This is a genomic window from Bradyrhizobium sp. WSM2793 (assembly GCF_000379585.1).
In the GTDB taxonomy this organism is placed as follows: domain Bacteria; phylum Pseudomonadota; class Alphaproteobacteria; order Rhizobiales; family Xanthobacteraceae; genus Bradyrhizobium.
Map to the genome: position 1 here is coordinate 207,930 of NZ_KB902824.1, position 24,685 is coordinate 232,614.

The 24,685-nt window shown below is 63.8% G+C and carries 24 protein-coding genes; 9 read left to right on the forward strand and 15 right to left on the reverse strand.

The window, feature by feature from the left end; genetic code table 11:
- The first annotated feature begins 130 nt into the window (after window positions 1–130).
- Window positions 131–1,210 (forward strand): isocitrate/isopropylmalate dehydrogenase family protein, encoded by a 1,080-nt coding sequence (locus A3AS_RS0138520; RefSeq protein ID WP_018322763.1) that lies wholly within the window; start codon window positions 131–133, stop codon window positions 1,208–1,210.
- Window positions 1,211–1,276: 66 nt separating this feature from the next.
- On the opposite strand, the gene A3AS_RS0138525 is transcribed toward A3AS_RS0138520, so the two are convergent.
- The 4 genes from A3AS_RS0138525 to A3AS_RS0138540 form a co-directional block, all read right to left on the reverse strand.
- Window positions 1,277–1,564: a hypothetical protein gene (locus tag A3AS_RS0138525; RefSeq protein WP_018322764.1), complete on the reverse strand. Its 288-nt coding sequence runs from the start codon at window positions 1,562–1,564 to the stop codon at window positions 1,277–1,279.
- Window positions 1,565–1,667: 103 nt separating this feature from the next.
- The gene (locus tag A3AS_RS0138530; protein ID WP_026202810.1) at window positions 1,668–2,489 is read right to left on the reverse strand and encodes an enoyl-CoA hydratase; all 822 of its coding nucleotides are present in this window, start codon (window positions 2,487–2,489) and stop codon (window positions 1,668–1,670) included.
- 272 nt (window positions 2,490–2,761) lie between these two features.
- A complete protein-coding gene (locus A3AS_RS0138535) occupies window positions 2,762–3,133 on the reverse strand; it encodes a helix-turn-helix domain-containing protein (RefSeq protein ID WP_020608151.1) in 372 nt (123 codons plus the stop codon).
- Between the two features lie 29 nt (window positions 3,134–3,162).
- Window positions 3,163–4,212 (reverse strand): LysR family transcriptional regulator, encoded by a 1,050-nt coding sequence (locus tag A3AS_RS0138540; RefSeq protein WP_018322767.1) that lies wholly within the window; start codon window positions 4,210–4,212, stop codon window positions 3,163–3,165.
- Window positions 4,213–4,693: 481 nt separating this feature from the next.
- Between A3AS_RS0138540 and A3AS_RS0138545 the strand changes: the two genes are divergently transcribed.
- Both A3AS_RS0138545 and A3AS_RS0138550 read left to right on the forward strand, forming a co-directional pair.
- Window positions 4,694–4,960, forward strand: coding sequence for a hypothetical protein (locus A3AS_RS0138545; protein ID WP_018322768.1), 267 nt, complete (start codon window positions 4,694–4,696; stop codon window positions 4,958–4,960).
- 206 nt (window positions 4,961–5,166) lie between these two features.
- Window positions 5,167–5,898: a cytochrome c biogenesis CcdA family protein gene (locus tag A3AS_RS0138550; protein WP_018322769.1), complete on the forward strand. Its 732-nt coding sequence runs from the start codon at window positions 5,167–5,169 to the stop codon at window positions 5,896–5,898.
- Window positions 5,899–5,956: 58 nt separating this feature from the next.
- Here the strand turns inward: A3AS_RS0138550 and A3AS_RS0138555 are convergent, their stop codons facing one another.
- From A3AS_RS0138555 to A3AS_RS44410, 8 genes are all read right to left on the reverse strand, one after another.
- Entirely contained in the window at window positions 5,957–7,012 is a 1,056-nt protein-coding gene (locus A3AS_RS0138555; RefSeq protein ID WP_026202812.1) for an ABC transporter substrate-binding protein, read from the reverse strand.
- A 4-nt stretch (window positions 7,013–7,016) separates the two neighbouring features.
- Complete coding sequence (locus A3AS_RS0138560; RefSeq protein WP_018322771.1) at window positions 7,017–7,349, reverse strand: hypothetical protein; 333 nt, start codon at window positions 7,347–7,349, stop codon at window positions 7,017–7,019.
- Entirely contained in the window at window positions 7,346–8,104 is a 759-nt protein-coding gene (locus A3AS_RS0138565; RefSeq protein WP_018322772.1) for an ABC transporter ATP-binding protein, read from the reverse strand. Before A3AS_RS0138565 ends, A3AS_RS0138560 begins: the two co-directional genes overlap by 4 nt.
- A complete protein-coding gene (locus tag A3AS_RS0138570) occupies window positions 8,101–8,907 on the reverse strand; it encodes an ABC transporter permease (protein WP_018322773.1) in 807 nt (268 codons plus the stop codon). The genes A3AS_RS0138565 and A3AS_RS0138570 overlap by 4 nt, the downstream gene beginning before the upstream one ends.
- The gene (locus tag A3AS_RS0138575; RefSeq protein ID WP_038947001.1) at window positions 8,904–9,725 is read right to left on the reverse strand and encodes an ABC transporter permease; all 822 of its coding nucleotides are present in this window, start codon (window positions 9,723–9,725) and stop codon (window positions 8,904–8,906) included. Before A3AS_RS0138575 ends, A3AS_RS0138570 begins: the two co-directional genes overlap by 4 nt.
- Window positions 9,726–9,876: 151 nt before the next feature.
- Window positions 9,877–10,698, reverse strand: a complete 822-nt coding sequence (locus A3AS_RS0138580) for a FadR/GntR family transcriptional regulator (RefSeq protein ID WP_018322775.1) — start codon at window positions 10,696–10,698, stop codon at window positions 9,877–9,879.
- A 165-nt stretch (window positions 10,699–10,863) separates the two neighbouring features.
- The gene (locus A3AS_RS0138585) at window positions 10,864–12,321 is read right to left on the reverse strand and encodes a sensor histidine kinase (protein WP_049815119.1); all 1,458 of its coding nucleotides are present in this window, start codon (window positions 12,319–12,321) and stop codon (window positions 10,864–10,866) included.
- A gap of 87 nt (window positions 12,322–12,408) precedes the next feature.
- A complete protein-coding gene (locus tag A3AS_RS44410) occupies window positions 12,409–12,768 on the reverse strand; it encodes a DUF1236 domain-containing protein (protein ID WP_018322777.1) in 360 nt (119 codons plus the stop codon).
- Between the two features lie 540 nt (window positions 12,769–13,308).
- Between A3AS_RS44410 and A3AS_RS0138600 the strand changes: the two genes are divergently transcribed.
- The 3 genes from A3AS_RS0138600 to A3AS_RS0138610 all read left to right on the forward strand — a co-directional run bounded on the left by A3AS_RS0138600 (window position 13,309) and on the right by A3AS_RS0138610 (window position 16,223).
- On the forward strand, window positions 13,309–14,307 hold the full coding sequence (locus A3AS_RS0138600; RefSeq protein WP_018322778.1) for a TRAP transporter substrate-binding protein: 999 nt from the start codon (window positions 13,309–13,311) through the stop codon (window positions 14,305–14,307).
- An 84-nt stretch (window positions 14,308–14,391) separates the two neighbouring features.
- A complete protein-coding gene (locus A3AS_RS0138605; RefSeq protein ID WP_018322779.1) occupies window positions 14,392–14,907 on the forward strand; it encodes a TRAP transporter small permease in 516 nt (171 codons plus the stop codon).
- Window positions 14,904–16,223, forward strand: a complete 1,320-nt coding sequence (locus A3AS_RS0138610) for a TRAP transporter large permease (RefSeq protein ID WP_018322780.1) — start codon at window positions 14,904–14,906, stop codon at window positions 16,221–16,223. The genes A3AS_RS0138605 and A3AS_RS0138610 overlap by 4 nt, the downstream gene beginning before the upstream one ends.
- Before the next feature lie 52 nt (window positions 16,224–16,275).
- Here A3AS_RS0138610 and A3AS_RS0138615 read toward each other — a convergent pair whose 3' ends face one another.
- Window positions 16,276–17,550 carry a serine hydrolase gene (locus tag A3AS_RS0138615; protein ID WP_018322781.1) on the reverse strand — a complete coding sequence of 425 codons (1,275 nt, stop codon included), beginning with the start codon at window positions 17,548–17,550 and terminating at the stop codon, window positions 16,276–16,278.
- 158 nt (window positions 17,551–17,708) lie between these two features.
- On the opposite strand from A3AS_RS0138615, the gene A3AS_RS0138620 reads away from it, so the two are divergent.
- Complete coding sequence (locus A3AS_RS0138620; protein WP_018322782.1) at window positions 17,709–18,626, forward strand: intradiol ring-cleavage dioxygenase; 918 nt, start codon at window positions 17,709–17,711, stop codon at window positions 18,624–18,626.
- Window positions 18,627–19,016: 390 nt separating this feature from the next.
- Window positions 19,017–19,166, forward strand: a complete 150-nt coding sequence (locus A3AS_RS48705; protein ID WP_018322783.1) for a hypothetical protein — start codon at window positions 19,017–19,019, stop codon at window positions 19,164–19,166.
- 829 nt (window positions 19,167–19,995) lie between these two features.
- Here the strand turns inward: A3AS_RS48705 and A3AS_RS0138635 are convergent.
- Both A3AS_RS0138635 and A3AS_RS0138640 read right to left on the reverse strand, forming a co-directional pair.
- Entirely contained in the window at window positions 19,996–21,732 is a 1,737-nt protein-coding gene (locus A3AS_RS0138635; protein ID WP_018322785.1) for a bifunctional protein-serine/threonine kinase/phosphatase, read from the reverse strand.
- Between the two features lie 60 nt (window positions 21,733–21,792).
- Window positions 21,793–22,632: a formate/nitrite transporter family protein gene (locus A3AS_RS0138640; protein WP_026202814.1), complete on the reverse strand. Its 840-nt coding sequence runs from the start codon at window positions 22,630–22,632 to the stop codon at window positions 21,793–21,795.
- A 673-nt stretch (window positions 22,633–23,305) separates the two neighbouring features.
- On the opposite strand from A3AS_RS0138640, the gene A3AS_RS0138645 reads away from it, so the two are divergent.
- A complete protein-coding gene (locus tag A3AS_RS0138645) occupies window positions 23,306–24,625 on the forward strand; it encodes a CmpA/NrtA family ABC transporter substrate-binding protein (RefSeq protein WP_018322787.1) in 1,320 nt (439 codons plus the stop codon).
- Window positions 24,626–24,685 lie beyond the last annotated feature (60 nt).

Here is a 24,685-nt window from a genome sequence, read left to right on the forward strand (position 1 = left end):
CACTCTCTCCTCCGTCATTGCGAGGAGCGAAGCGACGAAGCAATCCAGACTGCCTCTGCGGATGGATTTCTGGATTGCTTCGCTTCGCTCGCAATGACGACTTGGCTAGCTCCTTTCCTTGAGGCCCTAAATGTCCGCAAACAACGCCTTCCACATTGCCGTGCTCGCCGGTGACGGCATCGGTCCCGAAGTCATGGCGCCGGCCCTCGAGGTGCTGCGCAAGATCGAGCAGAAATCGGATTTGCGCTTTCGCTTCACCGAGGCACCCGCCGGCGCCAACAATTATCGTGCCACCGGCAAGTCGATGCCTGACTCGACCATCAAGCTGTGCGAGGAGGCGGACGCAATCCTGCTCGGCGCCTGCGGCCTGCCGTCCGTGCGCTACCCCGACAATACCGAGATCGCGCCGCAGATCGAGCTGCGCTTCATCTTCGATCTCTATGCCGGCGTGCGGCCGGCGCGCCTCATTCCGGGCGTGCCGAGCCCGATCGTCGGCGCTGATGCGCGCGGCATCGATCTCGTCGTAATCCGGGAATCGACCGAAGGCCTGTTCGCCTCGATGGGCAAGGGTGTCGTCACCCATGAGGACGCGCGCGAGACCATGGTGATCACGCGCAGGACCTCCGAGCGCCTGTTCGACTTCTCGTTTCGCCTCGCCGAGCGGCGCAAGGCGCGCGGCAAGCCCGGCGCGCTTGCCTGCGTCGACAAGGCGAACGTGTTCAAGGCGTTCGCGTTCTTTCGCGGCATTTTCGACGAGATCGCGAAGAAGCATCCGGAGGTGAAGACCGACCGGCTCTATGTCGATGCCTGCTCGGCGATGCTGGTGAAGCGGCCCTGGGATTTCGACGTGATGGTGATGGAGAACATGTTCGGCGACATCGTCTCCGACATCACCGCGAGCCTGATCGGCGGCCTCGGCATGGCGCCGTCGGCGGACATCGGCGACAAATATGCCGTGTTCCAGCCCTGCCACGGCACCGCGCCCGACATCATGGGGCAGGGCAAGGCCAATCCCACCGGCATGATCCTGTCGGCAGCGATGATGCTGGACTGGCTCGCCGACAAGCACGGCGTCGAGAGCGCGGCGGAAGCCGGCGAGACGATCGAGCGTGCGGTGGATCAGATCTATGCCGGCGGCGTCAAGCCGATGGAGTTCGGCGGCAACAACGGCACCGCCGATATCACGAAGGCGGTGCTAGGGGCGCTCTGAGAAGCAGCCGAGTCGCGGCGCCAGTTCATCTCAAAAGAAAAAGGGGCCTCGCGGCCCCTTTGTCGTTCACCAGCGGCGCCAATGATGGTGGCGATGGCCCCAGCCCCACGGGCGCGGGCCGTAGAAGCGTCGCGGGCCGCCGTAATAGCCGTAGGCGCCGTAATAGTTCGGACGCCAGAAGCAGCGGCCCCAGGGGTTGCATACCCAGCGCACCTGATCGACGTCAGCGGCCGGACCGCTTGCAATCTTGTCCGCCTGCGGGATGCCATTCGGCATGGCTGCGAACGCCTCGCCCGACGCGAGCGTCACACCGCCGATGGCAACCAGAGCAAGAACAGCAGATTTCAGTGTCATCGCGATCTCCCTCGTTGTGGCGGGAGAACTTTCGTCAGATCAACTGGTTGCAACCGCGCGGAGTTGCACGAGGAATTTAATCTTCCTGAACGTCGGTTCAGCTTCAACGCCCCTGGAACTGCGGTCTGCGCTTTTCCATGAAGGCCTGCCGGCCCTCGCGAAAATCCCGGGAATCCATGCAGGCGTTGCCGATCGCCTTGATCGCGTCCATGTCGCGCTGGCTCTCATCCTTCAGCACCTGTGCGATGGTGATCTTGGCGGCCTTGATCGCGAGCGGGGCGTTATGCGAGATCGTCTCGGCAATCGTCATGGTCTCGCCCCAGAGCTCGTCGACCGGGAACACGCGCTCGATAAGGCCAATGCGCAGCGCTTCGGCGGAATCGATGCGCATGCCCGTGTACATCAGGAGCCGCGCCCAGGACGGGCCGACCAGCGACACCAGGTGGCGGAGGCCGTCAAAGCCATAGGCGATGCCGAGCTTGGCCGCGGGAATGCCGAACTGGCTGCCGTGCGCGGCGATGCGGATGTCGGCGAGCATCGCGACCTGCATGCCGCCGCCGAGGCAAAAACCCTCGATGCAGGCAATCGTCGGCTTGGGATAGTCTGCGAGCAGTGCGCGCTGGGCGGCGCTGCGCCTGGCATATTCCTCAGAGGCCGCCGCGTTGTGCCGGGTCTTCTCGAACTGGCTGATGTCGGCGCCGGAGACGAAGGCCTTACCGCCGGCTCCGCGCAGGACCACGACGCGCACCGTCTCGTCGTCGCGCAAGGCGGTCAGCGCCTCGCCAAATCCCTCCCACATCTCCAGCGACATCGCGTTGCGCTTGTCGGGATTGTTGAAGGTGATCACGCCGACGCCGTCGGTGGTGTGCTGGAGAATCTTGCCGTCCGCGTAGGGGGTACCGGTCGTGCTGAATATGTCGGACATCGCGCGCTCGCTCGTCATGTGCGAGGGGCAATGTGCTGCGGTGGCGCTTCCGGGGTCAACCGCGGCAGGGTGGGCGAGTCTGCATCCGCCTGTACCGGGATTGCATGGCGCGTCGTCCCGAGTGGCGCGCGTGCAAAGAAAAGGGGCGGTCGTGCCGCCCCGCAAAGGCCGCGCGCAAGCGCGCGAGCCGGAATATGATCGTTCAATCCGGCCGCGTCCCCGCGACGCGGCGGATTGAAGATCGGCCGTAAAGGCCAGACCGTCGACCGGTCTCAGCTCTCGTTCGCCGCGATCGATTCCATCAGCGAGACCAGCTGACGCTGCACGGTCTGGTCCTTAATCTTGCTGTACGCGCGCAGCAAGCGGAGGCTAAAGGCCGAATCGAGGAACAGCAGGCTCTCGACTTCGCGCGCCTTGTTGTCACCGTCGTAGAAGAAGGTCACGGGCACGTCGAGGGCGGAAGCGATCTGCTGCAGACGAGCCGCGCCGACGCGATTGACGCCCTTCTCGTATTTCTGGACCTGCTGGAAGCTGACGCCAAGCTTCTCGCCGAGCTCGGCCTGCGAGATCTTCATCTCGACGCGCCGCAGACGAATCCGCTTGCCAAGCTCGATGTCCGGCTTGCCAGCGCTGCGCTGCTTCATTCTTTTCGCCGCTGCTTTCATCTTCGTTTTCACCTTTGTTCTTCGGTTGAAAATCCCCCGAAGAGCTGGGTCAGGGGTTCGCCCATATACGAGTCCTTGAATTCATGCGGATGCACGAACTCTTCCTTAAACCACGGGAAGCGAGCCGGACTGAAAGCTTCGATCAGCCAATCAATCATGTGCCGCACGCGCGGAATACGGCCGCTACCGGGATGGTAGGACAACCAGATATCCAGCGGTCGGTTCAACTCGACCTCCAGTGGAATCAACTTCCCGCCAAGCGCAATGGCGTAGCTCGGAAAGACGCCGATGCCGGCGCCATTCGCGACCGCCCAGTAGTTGGCGCTTGAGACGTTGGTCTTCATGACCAAAAGGTCACGTTCCGACACGCCCGGGAAGAAGCTCTCGAAGGATTCCTTGGCGGCAAGCTGGTCGGCGAATTGCAGCACCAGGCGATGCTTGATCAATTCCGCCGCCGTGCGCGGCGCGCCATGCTTCTCGATGTATTTCTCGGAGGCCCAGAACATCAGATGCATGCGGCCGAGCCGCACCAGCTTGATGTCGAGCGCGGAGGGACGCGACAGATGGATGGCGACGTCGGCCTCGTGGCGCGAGACGTCGGCCGAGCGCATCGCGCAATGCAGGTCGACCAGGATCTTCGGATAGGCCTGCTGGAATTCAACTAGGCGCGGGGCGAGCCAGAACGTGCCGAGCCCCTCGGTGACGGCGACGCGCACCTCGCCGGACAGGGCGTTGGCCATCGAATCGCTGGCGCGCAGCACGTCGAAGGTGGCGGCCTCCATGCGCTCGACGGCGGAGACCACCAGCGCGCCTTCATCGGTCAGATGGGTGCCGTGGACGTCACGCGTGAACAGTGTGGTGCCGGTCTGGCGTTCGAAATCGTCGATTCGCCGGCGCACGGCGTTGATCGACAGCGACAGGCGCTCAGCCGCCGATCGGAAACTTCCGCACCGGACGACTTCAAGGAATATGCGAGCGGCATCCCAATCAGAGAGGCCGCTGAGATTTGTCTTTGGGCGTTCCGCCACAGGAACGCCCCTTTCCGCCAAGGAGTGCATACAATTTCCTTCGGGTGGCTAAACTGGCAGAATCTGGCGCAAACCACAACTACTGCGAGTTGGGGGATGATGAGTTTTGAACGTCATCCTTACTACGTCGTGGGTGGTATCTGAATGCTGCCAAGGCTGGGAATCGGGCGGACCATCGCCCGGATGAGGGGTGTGGCGTGAGTTCCGTTGCGAGCCGTGAAATGGCTGCGGGATTGCAGGCGCTGTCCGTAATGAATGTGCTTGCGCGAAAGCCGGCGCCGTCTCCTTCAATGGATCAATCACAGCGGGCCGGGCGTTTGCTCTCGGACTGCTTCGATCGCGGCCAACGGCGCAGCGCGGCGAAGTTAGCCAGAACCGCTGTTCCGCGGCAGAAACCCACTGAAATCAGGTTCAGAGGCGCTGTGGCCTCGTGCTATCCTCCGTATTCCATGGGGGCCGAAGGGGTCGTCACCAACACGTCTCGCAGGCCGAATTAACGGAAAGAACGCCGGTGTCGCATTCAGACGAACAATTGCAGTCGGTGCTGGAAACGCTCGAGGGGTGCCGCAGGGTTCTCAACGCGTGCGACAGCCGTGAGTCGGCCGAGCTGCTGTCGATTGTCATCCTCGACGTCAGGATGAAACTCAAAGGAATTGACAGTGCCGAACTCAAGGCACTGTGCGACGAAATGTTGCGGAGCGCTGCGAGCGAGCCGCCATCCCCTTCCAAGCAGACGCAGGACCAGCCCCGGCGTCCGCTGCTCCGCGTGGTGAAGTAGCCACGCCGCCGAATCTCGCTTTTTGGCGAGGTTTGTGCGCGTCCCGATGCCGCACCTGTGATCGCAGGCGGCATCGGGAGGAGCCCTGGTTTGGTGCGCCTCTGTTGCGCATTCTCCGGCATCGGTTACACCAGAGCCGGTTCGGCTCCGGGCCGCGCGCATTCCCGGCGCGCCGCACCGGTGCCTGAGATGGCTCAGACGGCATCATGCAAAATGTTTCGATCCCGGCGGCGCTGATTGCCGGCCTCGTCAGCTTCCTCTCGCCCTGCGTCCTGCCCCTGGTCCCGCCCTACTTGATCTATCTGACGGGCGCCACGATCGAGCATGTCGAGAGCGACGAGCCGGGCTCGGCCTCCAAGCGCGCGATCATGATGTCGGCGCTCCTGTTCGTGCTCGGCTTCTCCACGGTGTTCGTCGCCCTCGGCGCCAGCGCCTCGCTGATCGGCGGGCTGATCCGTGCCTGGTCGGCGGAGCTGTCGATCCTCGCCGGCATCGTCATCATCATCATGGGCCTGCATTTCCTCGGACTGACCCGCATCGGCCTGTTGATGCGCGAGGGACGGCTGCCGATCCCCAAGCCGGTCGGCCTGTGGGGCGCCTATATCATGGGGCTCGCCTTCGCCTTCGGCTGGACGCCCTGCATCGGCCCGATCCTCGCCGCGATCCTGTCGATCGCCGCCGCTGAGGCAACGGTGGCGAAGGGCGCGGGCCTGCTCGCGGTCTATTCGGCCGGTCTCGGCATTCCCTTCCTGATCGCCGCGCTGATGATCGAGCAGTTCTCCGCGCTGTTCGCGCGCATGAAGGGACATCTCGTCAATGTCGAGCGCGCCATGGGCGTCCTGATGGTGATCACCGGCATCGGCTTTCTCACCGGCGCGGTCTCGAATGTGAGTATCTGGCTGCTGGAGACGTTCCCGGCGCTGCAGACCATCGGGTAGGGCGTGATCCGGAAAATGCCGGCGCGCTGATCGCGCCGGCCTCGTCGTGTGCAGCTGCTCAGGGTTTGAACACGTAGCCCGGCGAGATCGCCGCCGTCTCCGGGATCGGCGGCAGATCGGCGAACAGTTCGGGACGATCCTTCATGACCTTGAGAATGTGCTTCGGCTCGATATGCGCATTGACGTCGAAGGTCGATTTGAGGATGCCGAGGCGGGAGAGCCGATCCTCGGCGCTCCACAGCGCGCGGTAATTGTTCGCTGACAGCCGGCGGTCCGCCTGCTGAATGTTGAACTGCATCGCAGCCTCGGCGACGTCCTGCTTCAGCCCCGGAATCCAGCGCGTGGCGACTTGCGCCGCCTGCTTCGGGTTCTTGCGCATCCATTGATCGGCTTCGGAGACCGCGGCGAGGAATTTCTCGATGGTCTCGCCGTTGGCCTGCACCCAGGGGCGAAGCGCGACGTTGAATCCGATATAGGAGATCACGTCGCCGCCCCTGATGATCTCGACCGCGCCGGGAACATCCTTGCCTGCAACGATCGGCCAGGGATCCCAGCCCGAGAACGCGTCGATGCCCTTCGCGAGCAGGGCGACGGTCATGTCCGGCGGCGGCGTGTTGACCAGCGTCACGTCATCGGGCTTCAGCCCGGCCTTCTCCAGCGTCGCCAGGATGTAGAGGTGATTGATCGTGCCGAAGGAGGCCGCGATCTTCTTGCCCTTGAGCGTTGAGAGGTCACCCTTGACGATGCCTGAACCTTCACGCGCAATGATCGCCATGGTGGCATCGGAGCCGGCCTTGGTGGCGTTGCCGCTGTAATTGCCGAGTGCGACAAGGTCCATGCCGCGCAGCACGGCGCCGATCATGGGCACGCCGACCTGCACGATCTCGCTCTCGCCGGCCTGCAATGCGTTCAGCGCGTCGACGCCGGTCGCGTAGGGGCGTGCGATCGTGACATCGAGCCCGTACTTCTCGAAGAAGCCGCGCTCGAGTGCGATCGGCAGGCCGATCTGGTCGATGCCGGTGACCATGCCGGCCTTCAGTTTCGTCGGGGTCTGGGCGCTCGCCGGCACCATGCCGGCCAAGAGCGCGATTCCGAGCAGCAAGAGTCGTCTCATATTCTCAGCCTCCCTCTTTTATCGGCCCCACCGCCGTCACCCAATAGGGGCGGGCGACGGCGTTGAGGTCCGTTCGTTTGACACCGCGTAGTTCGATCGAATGCTCGTCCGTTCCCGAGACGCGTCCATATTGCTGGAATGCGAGCACGTGGAAGCGCTCCGGCGTGAACGGCAGCTCGATCTGCACGTTCACTTTTTCCGAGGTTCCCGTGAGCTCCGGCGAGATTTTTCCCGGCGCGGCGACCGTCAACCAGAGTTGAAACAGCGCCCATGCGGCAATCGTGCCGAGCACGATGCGGCCCTTGGGCGAGCGCAGGGCGTCGGAAGCGATGCTCATGCCGCGCGCACCATCTGAAGCACGCGCGTCGAGAGCTGCTTGAAGCGGTCGTCCTTGACGAGGTCGTCCCAGACGCGGGGACGCGGCAGGTCGACCGCGATCTCGTCGAGCACGCGTCCCTTCGACAGCACGACCACGCGGTTGGCGAGAAACACCGCTTCCGGCACGTCATGGGTAATGAAGATCACCGTCGGCTTGCGCTCCTGCCAGATCCGGGTCAGCTCCTCCTGGAGCGTCATACGCGTCTGCGCGTCGACGCTGGCGAACGGTTCGTCCATCAGCAGGACGTCGGGATTGTTGGCGAGCGCGCGCACCACGCCGACGCGCTGCTGCATGCCGCCGGAGAGCTCGTTGGGATAGCGGTGCGCCGCATGCGACAGCCCCGCCAGCGCGAGATATTCGCGCGCGATGCGGTCGCGCTCGGCCTTCGGCACGCCACGCATTTTTGGGCCGAAGCCGACATTGTCGAGCACAGTCTTCCAGGGAAACAGCGCGAACGACTGGAACACGACGCCACGCTCGGGGCCGGGCCCGTGCACCGGCTTGCCGTCGAGCAGGATGTCCCCCTTCGAATAGGGGATGAAGCCGGCGATCATGTTGAGGATCGTCGTCTTGCCGCAGCCGGACGGGCCGACCACCGAGATGAACTCGCCGGGCTCGACGTCCAGCGAGACGTCGTGAACGGCGGTGACATGCGCGCCTGCGTAAGGATCGAAATAGGTCTTGCCGAGATTGCGCAGCGAAAGCGTCTTCATGATGTCACCAATCCCCAGCGTTGGCCGGTCACGCGCTCGAGCGGCGCGAGGACCCAGGCGTCCACGATGTACCAGAGCAATCCGAGAATGATCATGCCGAGCAGAATCTCGACGGTGGAGCCGGCGCGGCGGGCATCGAACATCATGAAGCCGATGCCCGATGTGCCGACGATCATCTCGACTGCAATCAGCGCGCGCCAGCCATAACCGAGGCCGTTGCGCAGGCCCGTGATGATGTTGGGCAGCGCGCCCGGCAGCGTCACCTCCCAGAGCACCCGCGCGCGCGAGGCACCGAGGCTCAGGGCGGCGCGCGCGAGGTCGCGCGGCACGGATTCGACCCCGAGCACGGTGTTGAGCACGACCGGGAACAGCACAGTGTAGACGATGACGAAGGTCATCGTCGTCAGTCCGAAGCCGAACCAGATCAAGAGGATCGGCAGCCAGGCGATGTCGCCGATCGCCTGGAAGAACAGCAGCACCGGCCAGCAGATCCGGTGCGCCCAGCGGCTCGTGCCGATCAGGATGCCCAAGGGAATGCCGAGCGCCATGCCGAGGGCGGCGCCGGTCGCGAGCCGGATCAGGCTGTCCTGGAGATAGTCGGGCAGGATCCCCTTGTAGGTGAGCGTGAAGAACGCGCGTACCACGTCGGCGGGGCCCGGGAAGAACGCGCGCGGAAACACCCCGGCCTCGCTGACCGCGGTCCACAGCGCGAGCACCGGGATGAAGGGAATGATGGCGGCGATCCCCGGCCAGCGCCGGGTCAGGCGGGTGTAGCCGCCCCAGATTTGCAGCAGCAGGTTCATGCGCGCCTCACCAAGCCCCAGCGTTCGATGGTCGCCCGTTCCAGCGGGACCAGCAGTAGACGGTCGATCAGTAGCCAGAGCACGCCGATCACGATCATGCCGAACACGATCACCTCGGTGCGGTAGAAGTCGCGCGCCACGAACAGCATGTAGCCGAGCCCGACATTGGTCGCGATCATCTCGGCGGCGATCAGGCCGCGCCACGCAAAGCCCAGGCCGGTGCGGATGCCGGTGACGATGTTGGGCAGCGCGCCCGGCAGCAGCACTTCGGTCAGTAGCGCCCAGCGGCCGGCGCCGAGCGAGGCGGCAGCATTGCGCAGCGTGTGTGGAATGGTCCTGACGCCGAGCAGGGTGTTGTAGGCGACGACGAAGAACACGGCGTTGAAGATCACGAAGACAATCGCGCCGAAGCCGTAGCCGAACCACAAGGTTGCGATCGGGATCCAGGCGATGCCGGCGAGCACCGAGAAGAAGCGGAACAATGGCGTGAGAAAAGCCGCCACCGTCGGGCTCACGCCCATGGCGATGCCAAGCGGTACGGCGGTGGCGATGCCAATCAGCGTGCCGAGGCCGACGCGAAGCAGGCTGGCGCCGACATGGGCGAACAACGTGCCGTCGCGGATCGACTCCATGGCGGCCGCGCCGACCGCACCGACCGAGGGAAACACGCGCGGATTGACGTTGAACAGCGGGACCACGATCGCCCAGATCGCCACCAGCGCAAGCAGCGGTGCGACGAACATCGCAGCGCCCGCCAGCGAATTGACGCTGCGGATCAATCGCGACGATCGACCTTTCAGACTGCCCGTCACCTGCATTTGACCTCCCTGACGTTCAGCTATGCCTGTGCCGGCATTTCACGCTGATCATTCCTGACATCGTCGCCGTGTCTCGCGCGATCGCGGCTGCCCGTCGGTTGCCACGACCGCGACCTCGGGCGGAGCGAGGATGTGGGACGAGCCCTTCCTGTCATGGTCCACGACGTTGCCTCCTGCTCTTGACGCTCGACGTCCTGGTCGCGCGCACGGCCGATCCGTCCGTTTTCCGAGTTGCCGCGGCGATGACTGTCTTCCGGTTCGAGAGCTTCAACCGGGTGTAGCCGAGCAGGCGTTCCATCGCGGCGCGCGCCTTCTCCGGGTTGGCGCTCTCGATGGCCCGCGCCGCCGCCACGTGGTTCGGCAAATTGTCCTTGAACCAGCCGCCGGGGCTTCCGACGGCAACGGTGAAGACGGTGCTCAGGATGGTGTCGATCGCGCTGCGAAAGCCCTGCAGTACCGGGTTGTGGGTCGCATCAAGGATGGCAAGATGGAAGGCCTTGTCGGCCGCCAGGGCACTGGCCTGGTCCTTTGCGGTCTGCATGGCGGCCAGGGCCGTATCGATCCGCCAGCGATCGTTCCTGGTCGCGCGTTCGGCCGCAAGCGCTGCGGCTGCAGGCTCGATGATCGAGCGCACCTCCTGGATTGCCAGCAGAAGGTCGCGATCCGGTTCGTCCTGGCCGACGAGCCAGCTCAGCACGTCGCGATCGAGCAGGCTCCATTCGTGGCGCGGCAGTACTTGCGTGCCGTGGCGCGGCCGCACGCTGACGAGGCCCTTTGCGGCGAGCGTCTTGATCGCCTCGCGCACCACGCCGCGCCCGACGCCGAAACGGGCTTCGAGTTCCGGCTCCGGCGGCAGGGTGGTGCCGACGGGAATGAGATCCTGGGCGATCTCGCGGCCAAGCGTCGTCAGCACGGCGCGGATGCGGCCGGGCTTGATCAGTTTGTCGGCTGGGCTCGGCCGCGCTCTTGCCACCGGTTTGTTTCTCCCCGCCGGCCTGTCCCGGCCGGTTCATTGGTCTCGGCTGCCCGCCGGGCAGCACAATCATCCGATGTTTAACATCGGATGATTGCGTGGGGCGAGCGCAATTGTCGCAGGATGCGTCGTATTGCGCTGCGATATGGCCCGGGCCCGGAGCGGCTACCGCGCCTCGTCCAGCGTACAGACCACCGTGCAGACCACGCCGCGCGGCAGGAAGTCGACGGTGGCCTCGCCGCCGAGCTGGTCGCGTGCGCTGCGCTCGATCAGGCGCGAGCCGAAGCCGCGCTGTACCGGCGCGGTCACCGGCGGTCCGCCGATCTCGGTCCAGATCAGGCGCAGCCGCGGTTTCGGAGCATCGGCGACGATCTCCCAGTCCAGCGTCACCCGGCCGGTCTCGTTGGACAGCGCGCCATATTTCGCGGCGTTGGTGGCGATCTCGTGCACGATCATCGACAGCACCACGGCGAGCCGCGGCGACAGCGGTACGGCGGGTCCGGCCATGCGGATGCGGTCGGGACTGTTCATCAGGAACGGCTGAAGCGCGCGGGCGATCACCTCCCGCAGCTCGGAGCCCGCCCATTTCTCCTGGCTCAGCAAATTATGTGCTTCGGCCAGTGCGCCAAGCCGTCCCTCGAACTTCATCCGCTCGTCCCGGCTGGCGCTGCGGAAGGTCTGCACGGCGATCGCCTGCATCAAGGCCAGCGTGTTCTTGACGCGATGGTTGAGCTCATCGATCAGGAGATTGTGCAGCATCTCGCCGCGCGCGATCGTGGTCGCCATCCTGACCGCGAAGGTCAGGCCGGTCAGCAGCAGGATGCCGCCGATCAGGCTGGTGATCGCGATATTGCGCCAGAGCGGCGCGATCAGCGAGCTTTCGTCGACGCCGGCGGCGATCGTCCAGCCCGTCAGCCGCGATCGTGTGTAGGCTGCGGCCAGAGCGACGCCGTCGAGCGACACCGTCGGAAGCGATGCCTCGCTGCGGCGGAACATCTCGGCATAAAGCGAGGGCGAGGCGCGCTTGCCAAAGGTCTCGCTGGGGTTCGGCGCGCGCGCAAACACGATGCCCTTGGTGTCGAGCAGAGTCACGGTCCAGAGCGGGTCGGGCCGTTGCTTCTCCACCAGCTCCTGAAAGATACTGATCGGCGGGCTGAAGCAGAGGTCGTAGATCACCTCGCCGTCGCGGAACACCGGAACCTCGACGGTGAGCACCTGCCGCCCGTTGATCGCGCCGGTGAACAGGTCGGAATATTGCGGCGACCTGGTCGCAAAGACCTTTTCGATGATCTCGAGATGGCCGCGTGGCGGCAGGCTTGCGGTGTCTTCCGTTGCGGAGGAGAACAGCAGCTGGCCCTTGCGATCGGAGATCAGCACCAACCCGCCCTTGCCATATTGGTCGACGAAGCCGAGCGCGATGCGGCGGAAGTTCTGGAAGTCGTCGTTACGCAGCGAATTCGTCAGTGCAAGGACTTGCAAGCCGCCGGTCATCCGCTGCACCTCGGAGTCGAGCACGAGGCGCATGCTACGCACGTTCTCCAGCACCCGGCGGGTCGCGTCGCTTCGATCCTGTTTGTAATTGTAGAGCACAATGCCAACCGCAAAGACGATCAGCGGCAACATCGTTCCCGTCACCAGAAGAGCGAGCCGGACCGGCAGGGTGAGCTTTGACAAACGCGGGCGTCCCGGTTCCGGCGCAGCGGCGCCGGATTATGATTTTGGGCAGACCATACGTGCGGGACTTGCGCGGCGCCATGTTTTTCGCAGATGGCGAGCGGTTCGGAAACGCGATGTTGCAGCGCAGTTCGGGATGTCCGCGCTCCAATCGGACGGCACGGCCTCCAGCTCGACGTCGGTCGGCACGGTCGCGCCGACGATGATCTTTTCCTTTGTCGTGACCGGACGAAGGTGATGTTCGGTGACGTAGGATTTGATCCTGGTCCGGTATTGCGGCTCGATCTGAACAGCTGCCTCGTGACCGGTTCCGGTGGTTGTCACCACGGTGGATTGCGCAAACGCACTGGTCGAGATCAGAACCGCCGCGGCGGATAGCAGGAGCAGCTTCTTCATCTTTGTCCTCCTCACGAGAATAAGCGCCGCGCGGCCGACGAATTCTACGTCGTGCAGGACGTCAAGACGAAGAAGTGCACTCGTCGACAAGAAGCCGACGGACACGTCGATGACCGTCGTCAGCCCGTCGGGCACGATCTACAAATCGCGGACCGAAGCTGAGAGCGGCAAATGCCGGTATTGATCTTGTGGGCTGTGCCGGCCGTGCTGGTGATCGGCGGCGGCATCTATCTGATCGGGCATACACACTAGGCCTGCAGCAGCGGGCGAGCGGGTCCGTGCGTGCCGCACATTAGGTCCGCTCGTGGCCGGCCTCCTCCGGGAGTGCGACCGTGCCCATGGCCTGCCCGCGCCGTCAGGGGCGCGAGTTGCAGTGCAACAGGTGTGCCGGGCGTAGCCCTGCGACGAAGAGTACCTCCAGCGCACGCGAAATGACTTCCGTCCGGCCAACGTTTTTCATACGCTTCCCCTTCGCCAGCCGCATACCGGCTGCGCTCACGGCCCGGCTACAGGGCCGGAGCATCAAAGGGAGGGGAGACGATGAAGCGAAGGTCATTTCTCGCTGGTATCGGTGCGACCACTGCGGCGGCCACGATTGGGATGCCGTCGATCCTCAGGGCGCAAGCGCCGATCTCGCTGAACGGCGCGGTCCAGTTCAACGACGACCACGCCTTCAACCGGGCACTGCTCCGGTTCGAGGAGCTGGTGAAGAAGTATTACGGCAAGCCCGTCAACTTCACCCTGCACAGGAACTCCTCGCTCGGCCTCGAGAAGCAGTATTTCGAGTACATGTCGCAGGGCAAGGCGGTCGATTACGGCATCGTCTCGCCGGCTCACATGTCGACCTTCGCCAAGGCGGCCCCCTTCATCGATGCGCCCTTCGTGTTCAAGGGCATCGAGCACATGAACAAGGTCGTCGAGGCCAATATCCTGGCGCCGATCGCCGACGAGGTCGCGGCGAAGGCCGAGGTCGTCCTGATCGGCTATTCCGGCGGCGGCATCCGCAACATCTTCGCCAACAAGCCACTTAAGAATCTCGCCGATCTCAAGGGACTCAAGGTTCGCGTGCAGGGCGCGCCGATCTGGTCGAAGACCTTTGCGGCGGTCGGCATGAGCCCGACGGTGATCGCCTATAACGAGATCTACAACGCGATCCAGAACGGCGTGATATCGGCCGGCGAAAACGAGGCGGCCGGCGTCGAGGCGATGAAGTTCTACGAAGTCGCTCCGCATCTCAACCTGACCCAGCACGCCGTGTCGATCCGGCCGATCTGCTTCTCGGTGAAGACGCTGAAGACCCTGCCGAAGGAGTTGCAGGACGCGATCATGAAGGCCGGCAAGGAGGCCGGCGACTACGGCCGTCAGCTCGAGTCGAGCGAAGAGGTCGTCAAGCTCGACACGCTCGAGAAGGCCGGCAAGCTCAAGCGCGTTCCCTTCGAGGAGCGGGACGCCATGAAGAAGCTCGCCGACCCCGTGATGGCCACCTACGCCAAGGAAATCGGTGCGGAGGGCATTTTCGAGAAGATCAACGTCGTCTGAGGTCTTTGCGTCCGCCGACAGCATCTCCGGGCAAGCCCCGCTTCTTGCCCGGAGCTGGCGGATGAGTTGCTGCACGGAGCCCCAATGTCTGAAATGCCCGTCCCGTCCACACCGTCGCTGTGGCGTCGCGTCTCGGCGGCCTATGCGAAGCTGCTGGAATTCCTGCTGGCCGTCTGCGTCGGCGTCCTGGTCGTTCCGGTCACGCTGCAAATCATCTCACGCTACACGCCCTTCATTCCGTCCTACATCTGGACGGAGGAGATGGCGCGCTTCCTGTTCGTCTGGACGATCATGATCGGCGCCATGGTCGGCGTGCGCGAAGCGCAGCATTTCGAGGTCGATGTCTGGCCCGATTTGTCGCGGCGGTCGGAGGCCGCGGTGCGAATCCTTGCGCGGCTCGGCATACTGGCGCTGGCGCTGGTGTTCGTATCGGCCGGCCTCGAGTTCACCCGCTTCGCCTGGAACAGGACTTCGGAACTGGCCGATCTGCCGCTTTGGCTGATTCACGTCGCCTGGCCCGTTGCCGGAGTCACGTGGATCGTCTTCGCGGGTGAACAGATCGTCGATGAAATGCGCATTCTGGTTGGGGCAGGGCGATGAGCGGCAATGTACTCTCTGCCGGACAGGCCGCGATGGTGCTGTTCGGGGTTTTCATCGGCCTGCTCATCGCGCGGGTGCCGGTGGCCTTCGCGCTCGGCCTTGCCTGCGTGCCGATCCTGCTGATCGAGCCGCATCTGTCGCTGATGACGCTCGCGCAGGAGACCTTCAATGCGTACAATTCTTTCATCCTGCTGGCGGTGCCGTTCTTCCTGCTGACGGCGAACCTGATGAGCATCGGCGGCATCACCGACCGCCTGGTGGCGCTGTCGCGCTCGATGGTCGGTCACTGGCCGGGGTCGCTGGCGCAAATCAACGTCGTGCTGTCGGTGTTTTTTGCCGGCATCTCCGGCTCCTCGACCGCCGATGCGGCGAGCCAGTCAAAGATCTTCATCGATGCACAGACCAAGGAGGGCTACGATCTCTCGTTCTCGATCGCCATCACGGCGGTGTCGGCGGTCCTGGCGGTGATTATCCCGCCGTCGATCCTCATGATCGTGTGGGGCGGGCTGATCTCGACCTCGATTGCGGCGATGTATCTGGCCGGCATCGTGCCGGGCCTGCTGATCGCGGGCGCGCAGATGGCGACGGTGCATGTCTATGCCGTGCGCCGCGGCTACCCGACCTATCCGAAGGCAAGCTGGGTCGAGATGCGATGCGCCATCTGGCGGTCGATACCGGCCATGATGACGCCGTTCATCATCGTTGGCGGCATCCTGCTCGGCTGGTTCACCGCGACCGAGTCCGCCTGTGTTGCGGTGCTCTATTCTGTCGTGCTCTCAGCATTCTTCTATCGCGAGACGGGTCTACGCGAATTGTACAAGGCGTTGCTCGATACCGGGCGCCTCGCCGGCGTGGCACTGTTCTGCGTCGGCACCGCAAGTGCGTTTGGCTGGCTGCTCGCCTACTACAAGATCCCTCACGAACTGCTGGCCAATGTCTCGACATGGGGCATGGGCGCTGTTGCGGCCGGCTTCTTCATCTCCTTCTGCTTTCTGGTGGTCGGCTGCTTTCTCGACGCCATCCCGGCCATTATCATCGTCGGCACCGTGCTGGAGCCGCTCGCCAAGTCGGTCGATCTCCATCCGGTCCAGTTCGCGATCATCTCCATCGTATCGCTGGCCTTCGGACTGGTGACGCCGCCCTACGGTCTGTGTCTGATGATCGCCTGCTCGATCGCGGGCGTGCGGCTGCGCTATGCGCTGAAGGACACGGTCATCATGCTGATTCCGATGCTGCTCGTGCTCGCGGCAGTCATCGTCTGGCCCAGCGTGTCGCTGTTCCTGCCGCGTCTGATCGTGCCGGAGATGCTTAAATGAGCGTCTGATGGCGCGATCCCGCGGCGGTGGGCCGCGGGATCGGTTGGATTGGTTACAGATTGCTCTCGGTGATCGCGGCGTAGACCATGCTGCGCAGCTCGCGCCGGATCGGGTAGGCGCTCGACGGCAGCACCTGCGTCATGAAGATCGCGATCAGCTCTTCGGCCGGATCGATCCAGAACGAGGTCGTGGCTGCGCCGCCCCAATTGTATTCGCCGGGGCTGCCGGCGATCAGCGTTTCGGACGGGCGCATGGTCACCGCGAAGCCGAGGCCGAAGCCGATGCCGTTATAGGTGGCCTCGGAGAAGAGCGAGCGCGACACTTCGGGCAGGGCACCGCCGCCCGGAATGTGGTTGCTGGTCATCAGCGCCAGCGTCTTCGGCCCGATCAGCCTGACGCCGCCGAGCTCGCCGCCATTGAGCAAGGCACGGCAGAACGTGAGATAGTCTGCCACTGTCGAGCAGAGGCCGCCGCCCCCGGAGATGAACGAGGGCGGGGTGAGGAATGAGCTCGTTGCGGGGTCGTCCTGAAGCGTCAGGCCCTCGCGCCGCTGGCCGGCATGGAAGGTCATGCCGCCACCGGGGTCGGCCGAGTAGCAGGCGGCGAACCGGTGGGCCTTGGAAGCAGGCACGTGGAAATCGGTGTCGGTCATGCCGAGCGGGTCGAGAACGCGTTGCTTCAGGAATTGCTCGAAGGGGATTCCCGAGATCTTGCCGATGAGATAGCCGAGCACGTCGGTCGAGACCGAATAGTTCCAGGCCTCGCCCGGCGAGAACTCCAGCGGGATTTTTGCGAGGCTTTCGATCATGGTCTGGAGCGTGCCTGACTTCTCAACCTCGCCGATTTTCTCGGCGCGGTAGGCGGCATCGACATTGGAGCGTTGCTGGAAGCCGTAGGTGAGGCCGGAGGTGTGGCGCAGGAGGTCGACGATCAGCATCGGCCGGGACGGCGGACGGGTCAGGAAGGCCGGCGAAGTGCCGGCGATGAACACGCCGAGATCCTTCCATTCCGGAATGAATTTGGCGACGGGTTCGTCGATCGCGACCAGGCCTTCCTCGACCAGCATCATGAAGGCGACGCTGGTGAGCGGCTTGGTCATGGAATAGATGCGGTAGATGGTGTCGTCCTTGACCGCCAGCTTGCGCTCGACGTCGGCAAAGCCTTGAACCGAGCTGTGCGCGACCTTGCCGCGGCGGTAGACCAGAAGATGCGTGCCCGGGAAGCGGCCGGCATCGATGTACCGGTTCTTCAGATGCGCATCGATGCGGTCGAGCGCGGCCTTGGACATGCCGACGGATTCGGGCGAGGCGGGGGTGGGGGCGAGCATCAGTTCCTCCGGGCAGTTTTGTCGGTCCGTTGATAGCCAAATGACGGCCCCATTCCAAGCCGCTCGCGCTTAACGCGAGCGGGCCGGCTGGTGTAGGCTGGCCCCTGGAACGCCTCCAGGCCCCCCCGGGCCAATGAGAAAACGCAGGGCAAACCATCATGACCCAGTTCAACGAGACTGATCTCACCCAGGCCGTCGTCAAAAGCTTCGACAGCACGCCCGATCCGCGCGCGAAATTCCTGCTCCAGGAATTGGTGAAGTCGCTGCACGATTACGTGAGCAAGACGGGTCTCACCTTCGAGGAATGGGACTACGCCATCGATTTCCTGACCCGCACCGGGCAGAAATGCACCGACACCCGCCAGGAGTTCATCCTGCTGTCCGACGTGCTCGGTGTCTCCATGCTGGTCGACGCGGTCAACCATCGCGACCGCGAGGGCGCCACCCAGACAACCGTGCTCGGCCCGTTCTATGTCGGCGAGCACAAGGTGACCGCGCACGGCACCGACATCTCGCCGAACAATCAAACCGGCGAGCGGATGTTCGTGCAGAGCCGCGTTACCGATCTCAAGGGCAAGCCGCTGGCCAATGTCCCCGTCGACGTCTGGCATGCCGATGACGACGGCTTCTACGATTCCCAGAAGCCGAACTATGACGAGGTCGGCGCTTCGGCGCGGGCGCGCTTCATCACCGATGACGACGGCCGCTTCTTCTTCCGTACCATCTTGCCATGCAGCTATCCGATCCCGACCGATGGCCCGGTCGGCGAGATGATCATGCAGACCAAGCGTCATCCGATGCGCCCGGCGCATGTGCACTTCCTGGTCAACGCGAAGGGATACGAGCCGCTGATCACGCACGTCTTCATGGACGGCGACAAATATCTGGATTCCGACGTGGTGTTCGGGGTCAAGGATGATCTCGTCGCCAAGGTCGAGCCGCGCAACGATCCCGCGATGCCTGACGGCTCCAAGGCGGACGGTCAGTGGCATTTGATGAGCTATGAATTCCACCTCAAGCCCGGTGGCGGCATGGCGCCGACGCCGCTTGGTGTGAAGGCTGTGGAGCGGGCCTGATGGCCCGCCGGGATGCTGCGGCACTCCGGGCGCGTACGACGTCCGCTGTGTTTCCGATAGCGGCACAATAACGGACCTCAGCGTTCGGAGTTGGGCCATCCACGGAAGTCGTCAACCTACCAGCGATTAAGCCGGCACTTGGTCGACTGATCCCGAGTCACCACCCAAGTCTACCTAGGTATGGTCACTTCATACCTGCGCGCGATGGCGCCGACCAGGTGCTTGGTGGTACCGATGCATCCAGAGTGAAAAGCAACGGAACCGGCCCTGCGAGCCGGCAGTTGCGGGACAAGGCCGGCGGCGTAGCGCCCGCCGGCCCTTCTTCCGAACTAGCCGGCGCTATGCCGCTCAATTGATGCTGATTGCCATGGTTGGTGCAGAGAGTACGCCATGAGAAACATCGCCGATCTCCTGATGCGGTTCTGGCAGGGAAGCCGACCCGCGTCCAATACTCAGATTGTGGCTATCGCTGAAAACCAGGATCGATCCAGCATGGCTGATTTTGTCAGGATCCTGCAGGCCTACGATCAAGCCCCGTAGGGCCGACTGCGTCTGTCCGTGATACGGATGTCAGGCAAACAAAACTCAAGACGCGACCTCACCGCTAGATGGGCCCGTCAGCGACGGGGATCTTGAAGTCTCGGAATTCGGCCGGTGCGCGCACGATGCGTTGCACGATCACCGATCAGGGTTTGGGACCCATTCCTCCGCGGTTGAGTCCCAATGATGGGTGTCGTCGAACTGTTTCCAGAGTGGCCGCCTTGACTTACTTTCACCGCTCTGTCGGTTTGCATTCGGTGCGCGGAGTTGGACGACGAGCGCCCCGGCCTTCATCACCCATTCGCGAGCGTTATATCGGGAGTTCCATTTGATTGCCGCGAGCATTGGATGCCTCCTTCAAAGTAAGAAGCTTTCGTCACTTTAGCCCGAGCCAAGACCCAAGGATGTAAACCACTTCACAGTTGGTCAACATCTTCGACATAGGGGCCGGCGACCTCACCACGCGGCGACCTCAACTAGGTCCGCTCGACGTTCCGGCCTCCGGCATGGCGTCACGTTGCCGCGCGATCAAAAGGCACGCGACGAAACGCAGCATTGTACTTGCGCGCGAAGGCGCGTCCTTTTGAGAAAGTGTATTCTATCGCTGATGGGCGGCGCTCGATAGAGGCCAGCGCATGCTTGAGCTTTGGAACAGCTGGTACGACACCCTGGCGTCGGTGGAGGCGCTTGCCACGGTCATCATCATTGTCCTAGTGGCTGCAGGCGCTATCACGCTGGCGGATAGTCGGCGCCGATGGACGCGTCCGACAAAAGATTGATTTAGGGAGATAAAGTTCCCGCATGACCGTCAAGAGTCGACGCTTCGGCCCTAGCGGGCGTGCAGCAGCGCCAGCAGCACGACGACGGCGCAGGCGAGCGCGGCCGAGGTCAGCTTCCAGAACATCAGCGGGCTGCGCTCCAATAGCGGCGTGATCCGCGTGTCGAGATAGGCCGGATTGGGCGTGCGAAGCTCGAAGACGAATTCGGACAGGTCCTCGTGCCGCTTGTAGGGATCGGGATGCAGCGCGCGGCGGAGCGCGCCGTCGATCCAGGCCGGCACGCTGCGGTCGTCGTCCGCGGAGCGATATTTGAGCTTCCGCACGTCCGCCTTACGCCGGATCCTGGCAATTTGGGCGCCGTAGGGAAGCTTTCCCGTCAGCATCTGGTAGCAGATCACCGCCAGCGAAAACATGTCGGAGCGCGGCGAGCCGCCTTGCCCGAGAAAATACTCCGGCGCCGTATACTGGACCGTGCCCAGGATTTCGTCGGCCTCGTCCCGTGGCGCGGCCTCCGCGACGCCCGCGACCCTGACCGATCCGAAGTCGATGATCTTCGCGGTGCCGGTCTTGTCGATCAGGATGTTGTCGGGCCTGAGATCCTGATGCAGCATCTCCATGCGGTGGAAGGCGCGCAGGCCCGCGGCGATCTGCTCAATGATGCCACGCACCGTCTCGAGATCGGGGCGCGGATTGTCGGTCATCCACTGTTTCAGGGTCTGCCCCTCGACGAACTCGGTCGCGACATAGAGATAATTGCGGCGCCGCGACTGTGACAGCGGCTTCAGCACGTGCGGGCTGTCGATCCGGCGCGCGATCCACTCCTCCATCAGGAAGCGCTTGAGATAGGCGGCATTGTCGCGCAAATCGACCGACGGCAGCTTGAGCGCGACCGGCTCCTCGGTCTCGACATCGACGGCGAGATAGATGTGGCTGCGGCTGCTGCCGTGGATCTCGCGGACGATGCGGTAGCCGTCGAACATCGCGCGCGGCTCTGGCAGCGGGGGCAGCGGCAATTGTGAGGTCTGATTGAAGATGCCGGCCGGCTCGCGCTGCGGCACCGCGTCGATGCGGATAATCTGGACGGTGATGTTGTCGTCGCTGCCGCGCCGGTAGGCCTCCTCGACGATCGCCTTGGCCGCTCCGTCTAGCTCGCCTGCGTGCTCGTTCAGCGCGCTCGTGATGAAGCGCGCGTCGACGAATTCGTAGGCGCCGTCGGTCGCCAGCAGGAACGTGTCGCCGGCCTCGACCTCGAACGCCAGGTAGTCGATCTCGAGCTGCGGATTGATGCCGAGCGCGCGGCCGAGATAGGTCTGCTCCGACGACACGATGATCCGGTGGTCGTCGGTCAGTTGCTCGAGCGCCTTGCCGGCGACGCGGTAGATGCGGCAGTCGCCGACATGGAAGATGTGCGCGGTGGTCGCCTTGATGACCATGGCGCTCAGCGTGCAGACATAGCCCTTGTCGCGGTCATAGGCGTATTGGCTCTTGCGCGTCTGCGCGTGCAGCCAGGAATTGGTCGCATCCAGCACGCGGCGGGCGGACGTCTTCACCGTCCAGGATTCCGACGTGCAGTAATAGTCCATCAGGAAGCTCTTGACCGCCGACTCGCTGGCGATCTGGCTCACCGTGCTAGAGGAGATGCCGTCGGCGAGGACCGCCGCGATGCCCTTCAGGCCGAGCAGCGGCTCCTCCGGAATCAGGACGCCGTGGAAATCCTGATTGACCGGCTTGCGGCCCTTGTCGGAGTGCTGGCCGACCGAGATCAGGAGTCCGCGGGTCATCGTCATCACCAGGAGAGAGGAGCCTCACCCTGGCTGGGCGAGGCTCCCCTGTCGAGACGTGTTTGATCAGGCCGCAACGCGGGGCTTCGCGGCCTTGTCGGCCTGCCGCTTCGGCAGGGTCATGACGTGCGTGGCGTAAAGGGTCATGCCGGTGAAGGCGAGGCCGCCGACGAGGTTGCCGAGCACAGTCGGGATCTCGTTCCAGATCAGATAGTCCAGGATCGAGAACTTTGCGCCGAGCAGCAGGCCGGACGGGAACAGGAACATGTTCACGACGGAATGCTCGAACACCATGTAGAAGAACACCAGGATCGGCATCCACATCGCGATAACCTTGCCGGGGACCGAGGTCGAGATCATGGCGCCGACGACGCCGGTCGAGACCATCCAGTTGCAGAGCATGCCGCGCATGAACAGCGTCGCCATGCCGGCCGCACCGTGCGCGGCGTAGCCGAGCGTCCGGCTCTCGCCGATGATTCCGATGGCGGTGCCGACCTTGTCCGGCGGCTGCGTGAAGCCGAAGGTGGTGACGAAGGCCATCATGAAGGCGACCGTGAACGCGCCGGCGAAATTACCGATGAAGACAAGGCCCCAGTTGCGCAGCACGCCGCCGATCGTGACGCCAGGACGCTTGTCGATCAGGGCAAGCGGCGAGAGCACGAACACGCCGGTCAGGAGGTCGAAGCCGAGGAGGTACAACATGACGAAGCCGACCGGAAACAAGAGCGCGCCGACCAGCGGCTGACCCGTGTTGACGTTGATCGTGACGGCGAACCATGCGGCGAGCGTGAGGATGGCGCCGGCCATGTAGGCGCGGATGATGGTATCCCGGGTGGACATGAAGATCTTGGACTCGCCCGCATCCACCATCTTGGTGACGAATTCCGAAGGCGCGAGATACGACATCAATGGTTCCTTTTGCTTCGTAAGAGAGATCGACGCGCCCGGGAGCGCGGCTGCAACGTCATGGGCCGTGCCGGCTGGCCTGCCGCGCACGAGGGCTATGGAAGGTCTGGAAGCCTTGGGAATCGCGTCACGAGGACTAAAGCAGGGAAGGGCCGCGAGGCAGTTGAGCTTCCGGATGCAGCCGCCAGAGGCTGCACAATGCGGCGAGCCGCAGTCTTCGTTGACGTCCATAGAGAAGCAAGTTGCGTGCCGCGCCGTCCGGCAAGAAAAATCTAGTCACATCAATAACATGGATCTCGGCCCGATCCGGCGTCACAGCACTTGGCGGCCTGTTGCTTGATCGGTTGCACAAGGTTTGTGCGTCGCACAAGAATTAAGCAGGCCGCAACTTTCGCATGCGGGCTGGACCTGCGACAGTCGCGCGCAGTCTCTTTAATGTGCTGATCTATAATAAGTTTTCGCTGTGACGGGCTTGGCATGAAGCTTGAATAGTTCCATGCCGACGCCATTGAAGCCGTCCCGCGAGACTTCTCATCCGACTTGCCGACGCCACCAGACGGGGGTCTCCCCGTCGTGCGTTCGCATGCGCCAAAGACGGCGCCGCCGGACGGACGGGCTGCTCGTGTGCACTGACGCCATCAATTCTGCAACGACGCAAAGGACGATACAGCCTATGACCAAGCGCACCCGCCGGCCCTCGGAGAGTGGCCTCAGCCGCCGTCAATTGTTGAAGGCCACCGGCTCGACCGCCGCACTTCTCGCCGCCGCAAAACTGAATTTCCCCGCCGGCGCTTTCGCGCAGGATTCAGGCCCCGAGGTAAAGGGTGCCAAGCTCGGCTTCATCGCGCTGAGCGATGCCGGCCCGCTCTTCGTCGCCAAGGACAAGGGCCTGTTCGCCAAATACGCCATGCCCGACACCGACGTGCAGAAGCAGGCCTCCTGGGGCACCACGCGCGACAATCTCGTGCTCGGCTCCGAAGGCAACGGCATCGACGGCGCGCACATCCTGACCCCGATGCCTTACCTGATCTCGGCCGGCAAGGTGACGCAGAACAACCAGCCGACGCCGATGTACATCCTGGCGCGGCTCAATCTCGACAGTCAGTGCATCTCGGTCGCCAACGAATATGCCGACCTCAAGCTCGGCGTCGACGCATCGCCGTTCAAGGCGGCGCTGGAGAAGAAGAAAGCCTCCGGCAAGGCCGTGAAGGCCGCGATGACCTTCCCCGGCGGCACGCATGATCTCTGGATCCGCTATTGGCTCGCCGCCGGTGGCATCGATCCCGACAAGGACATCGAGACCATCGTGGTGCCGCCGCCGCAGATGGTGGCCAACATGAAGGTCGGCACCATGGACTGCTTCTGCGTTGGCGAGCCCTGGAATCTGCAGCTGATCAATCAGAAGATCGGCTACACCGCGGTCAACACCGGCGAGCTCTGGAACAAGCATCCGGAAAAGTCCTTCGGCATGCGCGCCGCCTTCGTCGACAAATATCCGAAGGCCGCCAAGGCGCTGCTGATGGCCGTGATGGAAGCCCAGCAATGGGCCGACAAGGCCGAGAACAAGGCCGAGCTCGCCGCCATCATGGGCAAACGGCAGTGGATGAACTGCCCGGTCGAGGACGTGCTCGATCGCAGCGCCGGCAAGTTCGACTACGGCATCCCCGGCAAGGTGGTCGAAAACTCGCCGCACATCATGAAGTACTGGCGCGACTTCGCTTCTTACCCGTTCCAGAGCCACGACCTCTGGTTCCTCACCGAGGACATCCGCTGGGGCAAGTACGAGCCTGGCTTCGACACCAAGGCGCTGATCGCCAAGGTCAATCGCGAGGACATGTGGCGCGATGCGGCCAAGACTCTGGGCGTCGCCGCCGCGGAAATTCCAACCTCCACCTCGCGTGGCAAGGAGACCTTCTTCGACGGCAAGGTGTTCGATCCCGAAAATCCGGCAGCCTATCTGAAGTCGCTCGCGATCAAGCGCGTCGAAGTCTGATGGAGCCTGCGGCCGCCGTCAGGCGGCCGCTTCGTCCTTTGAAGCCGGAGAGGGATTTTC

Excerpts from the sequence above, each read along its gene's own strand:
- A3AS_RS0138520 (WP_018322763.1), top strand. The coding sequence starts at position 131 with ATGTCCGCAAACAACGCCTTCCACATTGCCGTGCTCGCCGGTGACGGC.
- A3AS_RS0138525 (WP_018322764.1), bottom strand. The coding sequence starts at position 1,564 with ATGACACTGAAATCTGCTGTTCTTGCTCTGGTTGCCATCGGCGGTGTG.
- A3AS_RS0138530 (WP_026202810.1), bottom strand. The coding sequence starts at position 2,489 with ATGTCCGACATATTCAGCACGACCGGTACCCCCTACGCGGACGGCAAG.
- A3AS_RS0138535 (WP_020608151.1), bottom strand. The coding sequence starts at position 3,133 with ATGAAGCAGCGCAGCGCTGGCAAGCCGGACATCGAGCTTGGCAAGCGG.
- A3AS_RS0138540 (WP_018322767.1), bottom strand. The coding sequence starts at position 4,212 with ATGCACTCCTTGGCGGAAAGGGGCGTTCCTGTGGCGGAACGCCCAAAG.
- A3AS_RS0138550 (WP_018322769.1), top strand. The coding sequence starts at position 5,167 with ATGCAAAATGTTTCGATCCCGGCGGCGCTGATTGCCGGCCTCGTCAGC.
- A3AS_RS0138555 (WP_026202812.1), bottom strand. The coding sequence starts at position 7,012 with ATGAGACGACTCTTGCTGCTCGGAATCGCGCTCTTGGCCGGCATGGTG.
- A3AS_RS0138560 (WP_018322771.1), bottom strand. The coding sequence starts at position 7,349 with ATGAGCATCGCTTCCGACGCCCTGCGCTCGCCCAAGGGCCGCATCGTG.
- A3AS_RS0138565 (WP_018322772.1), bottom strand. The coding sequence starts at position 8,104 with ATGAAGACGCTTTCGCTGCGCAATCTCGGCAAGACCTATTTCGATCCT.
- A3AS_RS0138570 (WP_018322773.1), bottom strand. The coding sequence starts at position 8,907 with ATGAACCTGCTGCTGCAAATCTGGGGCGGCTACACCCGCCTGACCCGG.
- A3AS_RS0138575 (WP_038947001.1), bottom strand. The coding sequence starts at position 9,725 with ATGCAGGTGACGGGCAGTCTGAAAGGTCGATCGTCGCGATTGATCCGC.
- A3AS_RS0138585 (WP_049815119.1), bottom strand. The coding sequence starts at position 12,321 with ATGTTGCCGCTGATCGTCTTTGCGGTTGGCATTGTGCTCTACAATTAC.
- A3AS_RS44410 (WP_018322777.1), bottom strand. The coding sequence starts at position 12,768 with ATGAAGAAGCTGCTCCTGCTATCCGCCGCGGCGGTTCTGATCTCGACC.
- A3AS_RS0138600 (WP_018322778.1), top strand. The coding sequence starts at position 13,309 with ATGAAGCGAAGGTCATTTCTCGCTGGTATCGGTGCGACCACTGCGGCG.
- A3AS_RS0138605 (WP_018322779.1), top strand. The coding sequence starts at position 14,392 with ATGTCTGAAATGCCCGTCCCGTCCACACCGTCGCTGTGGCGTCGCGTC.
- A3AS_RS0138610 (WP_018322780.1), top strand. The coding sequence starts at position 14,904 with ATGAGCGGCAATGTACTCTCTGCCGGACAGGCCGCGATGGTGCTGTTC.
- A3AS_RS0138615 (WP_018322781.1), bottom strand. The coding sequence starts at position 17,550 with ATGCTCGCCCCCACCCCCGCCTCGCCCGAATCCGTCGGCATGTCCAAG.
- A3AS_RS0138620 (WP_018322782.1), top strand. The coding sequence starts at position 17,709 with ATGACCCAGTTCAACGAGACTGATCTCACCCAGGCCGTCGTCAAAAGC.
- A3AS_RS48705 (WP_018322783.1), top strand. The coding sequence starts at position 19,017 with ATGAGAAACATCGCCGATCTCCTGATGCGGTTCTGGCAGGGAAGCCGA.
- A3AS_RS0138635 (WP_018322785.1), bottom strand. The coding sequence starts at position 21,732 with ATGACGATGACCCGCGGACTCCTGATCTCGGTCGGCCAGCACTCCGAC.
- A3AS_RS0138640 (WP_026202814.1), bottom strand. The coding sequence starts at position 22,632 with ATGTCGTATCTCGCGCCTTCGGAATTCGTCACCAAGATGGTGGATGCG.
- A3AS_RS0138645 (WP_018322787.1), top strand. The coding sequence starts at position 23,306 with ATGACCAAGCGCACCCGCCGGCCCTCGGAGAGTGGCCTCAGCCGCCGT.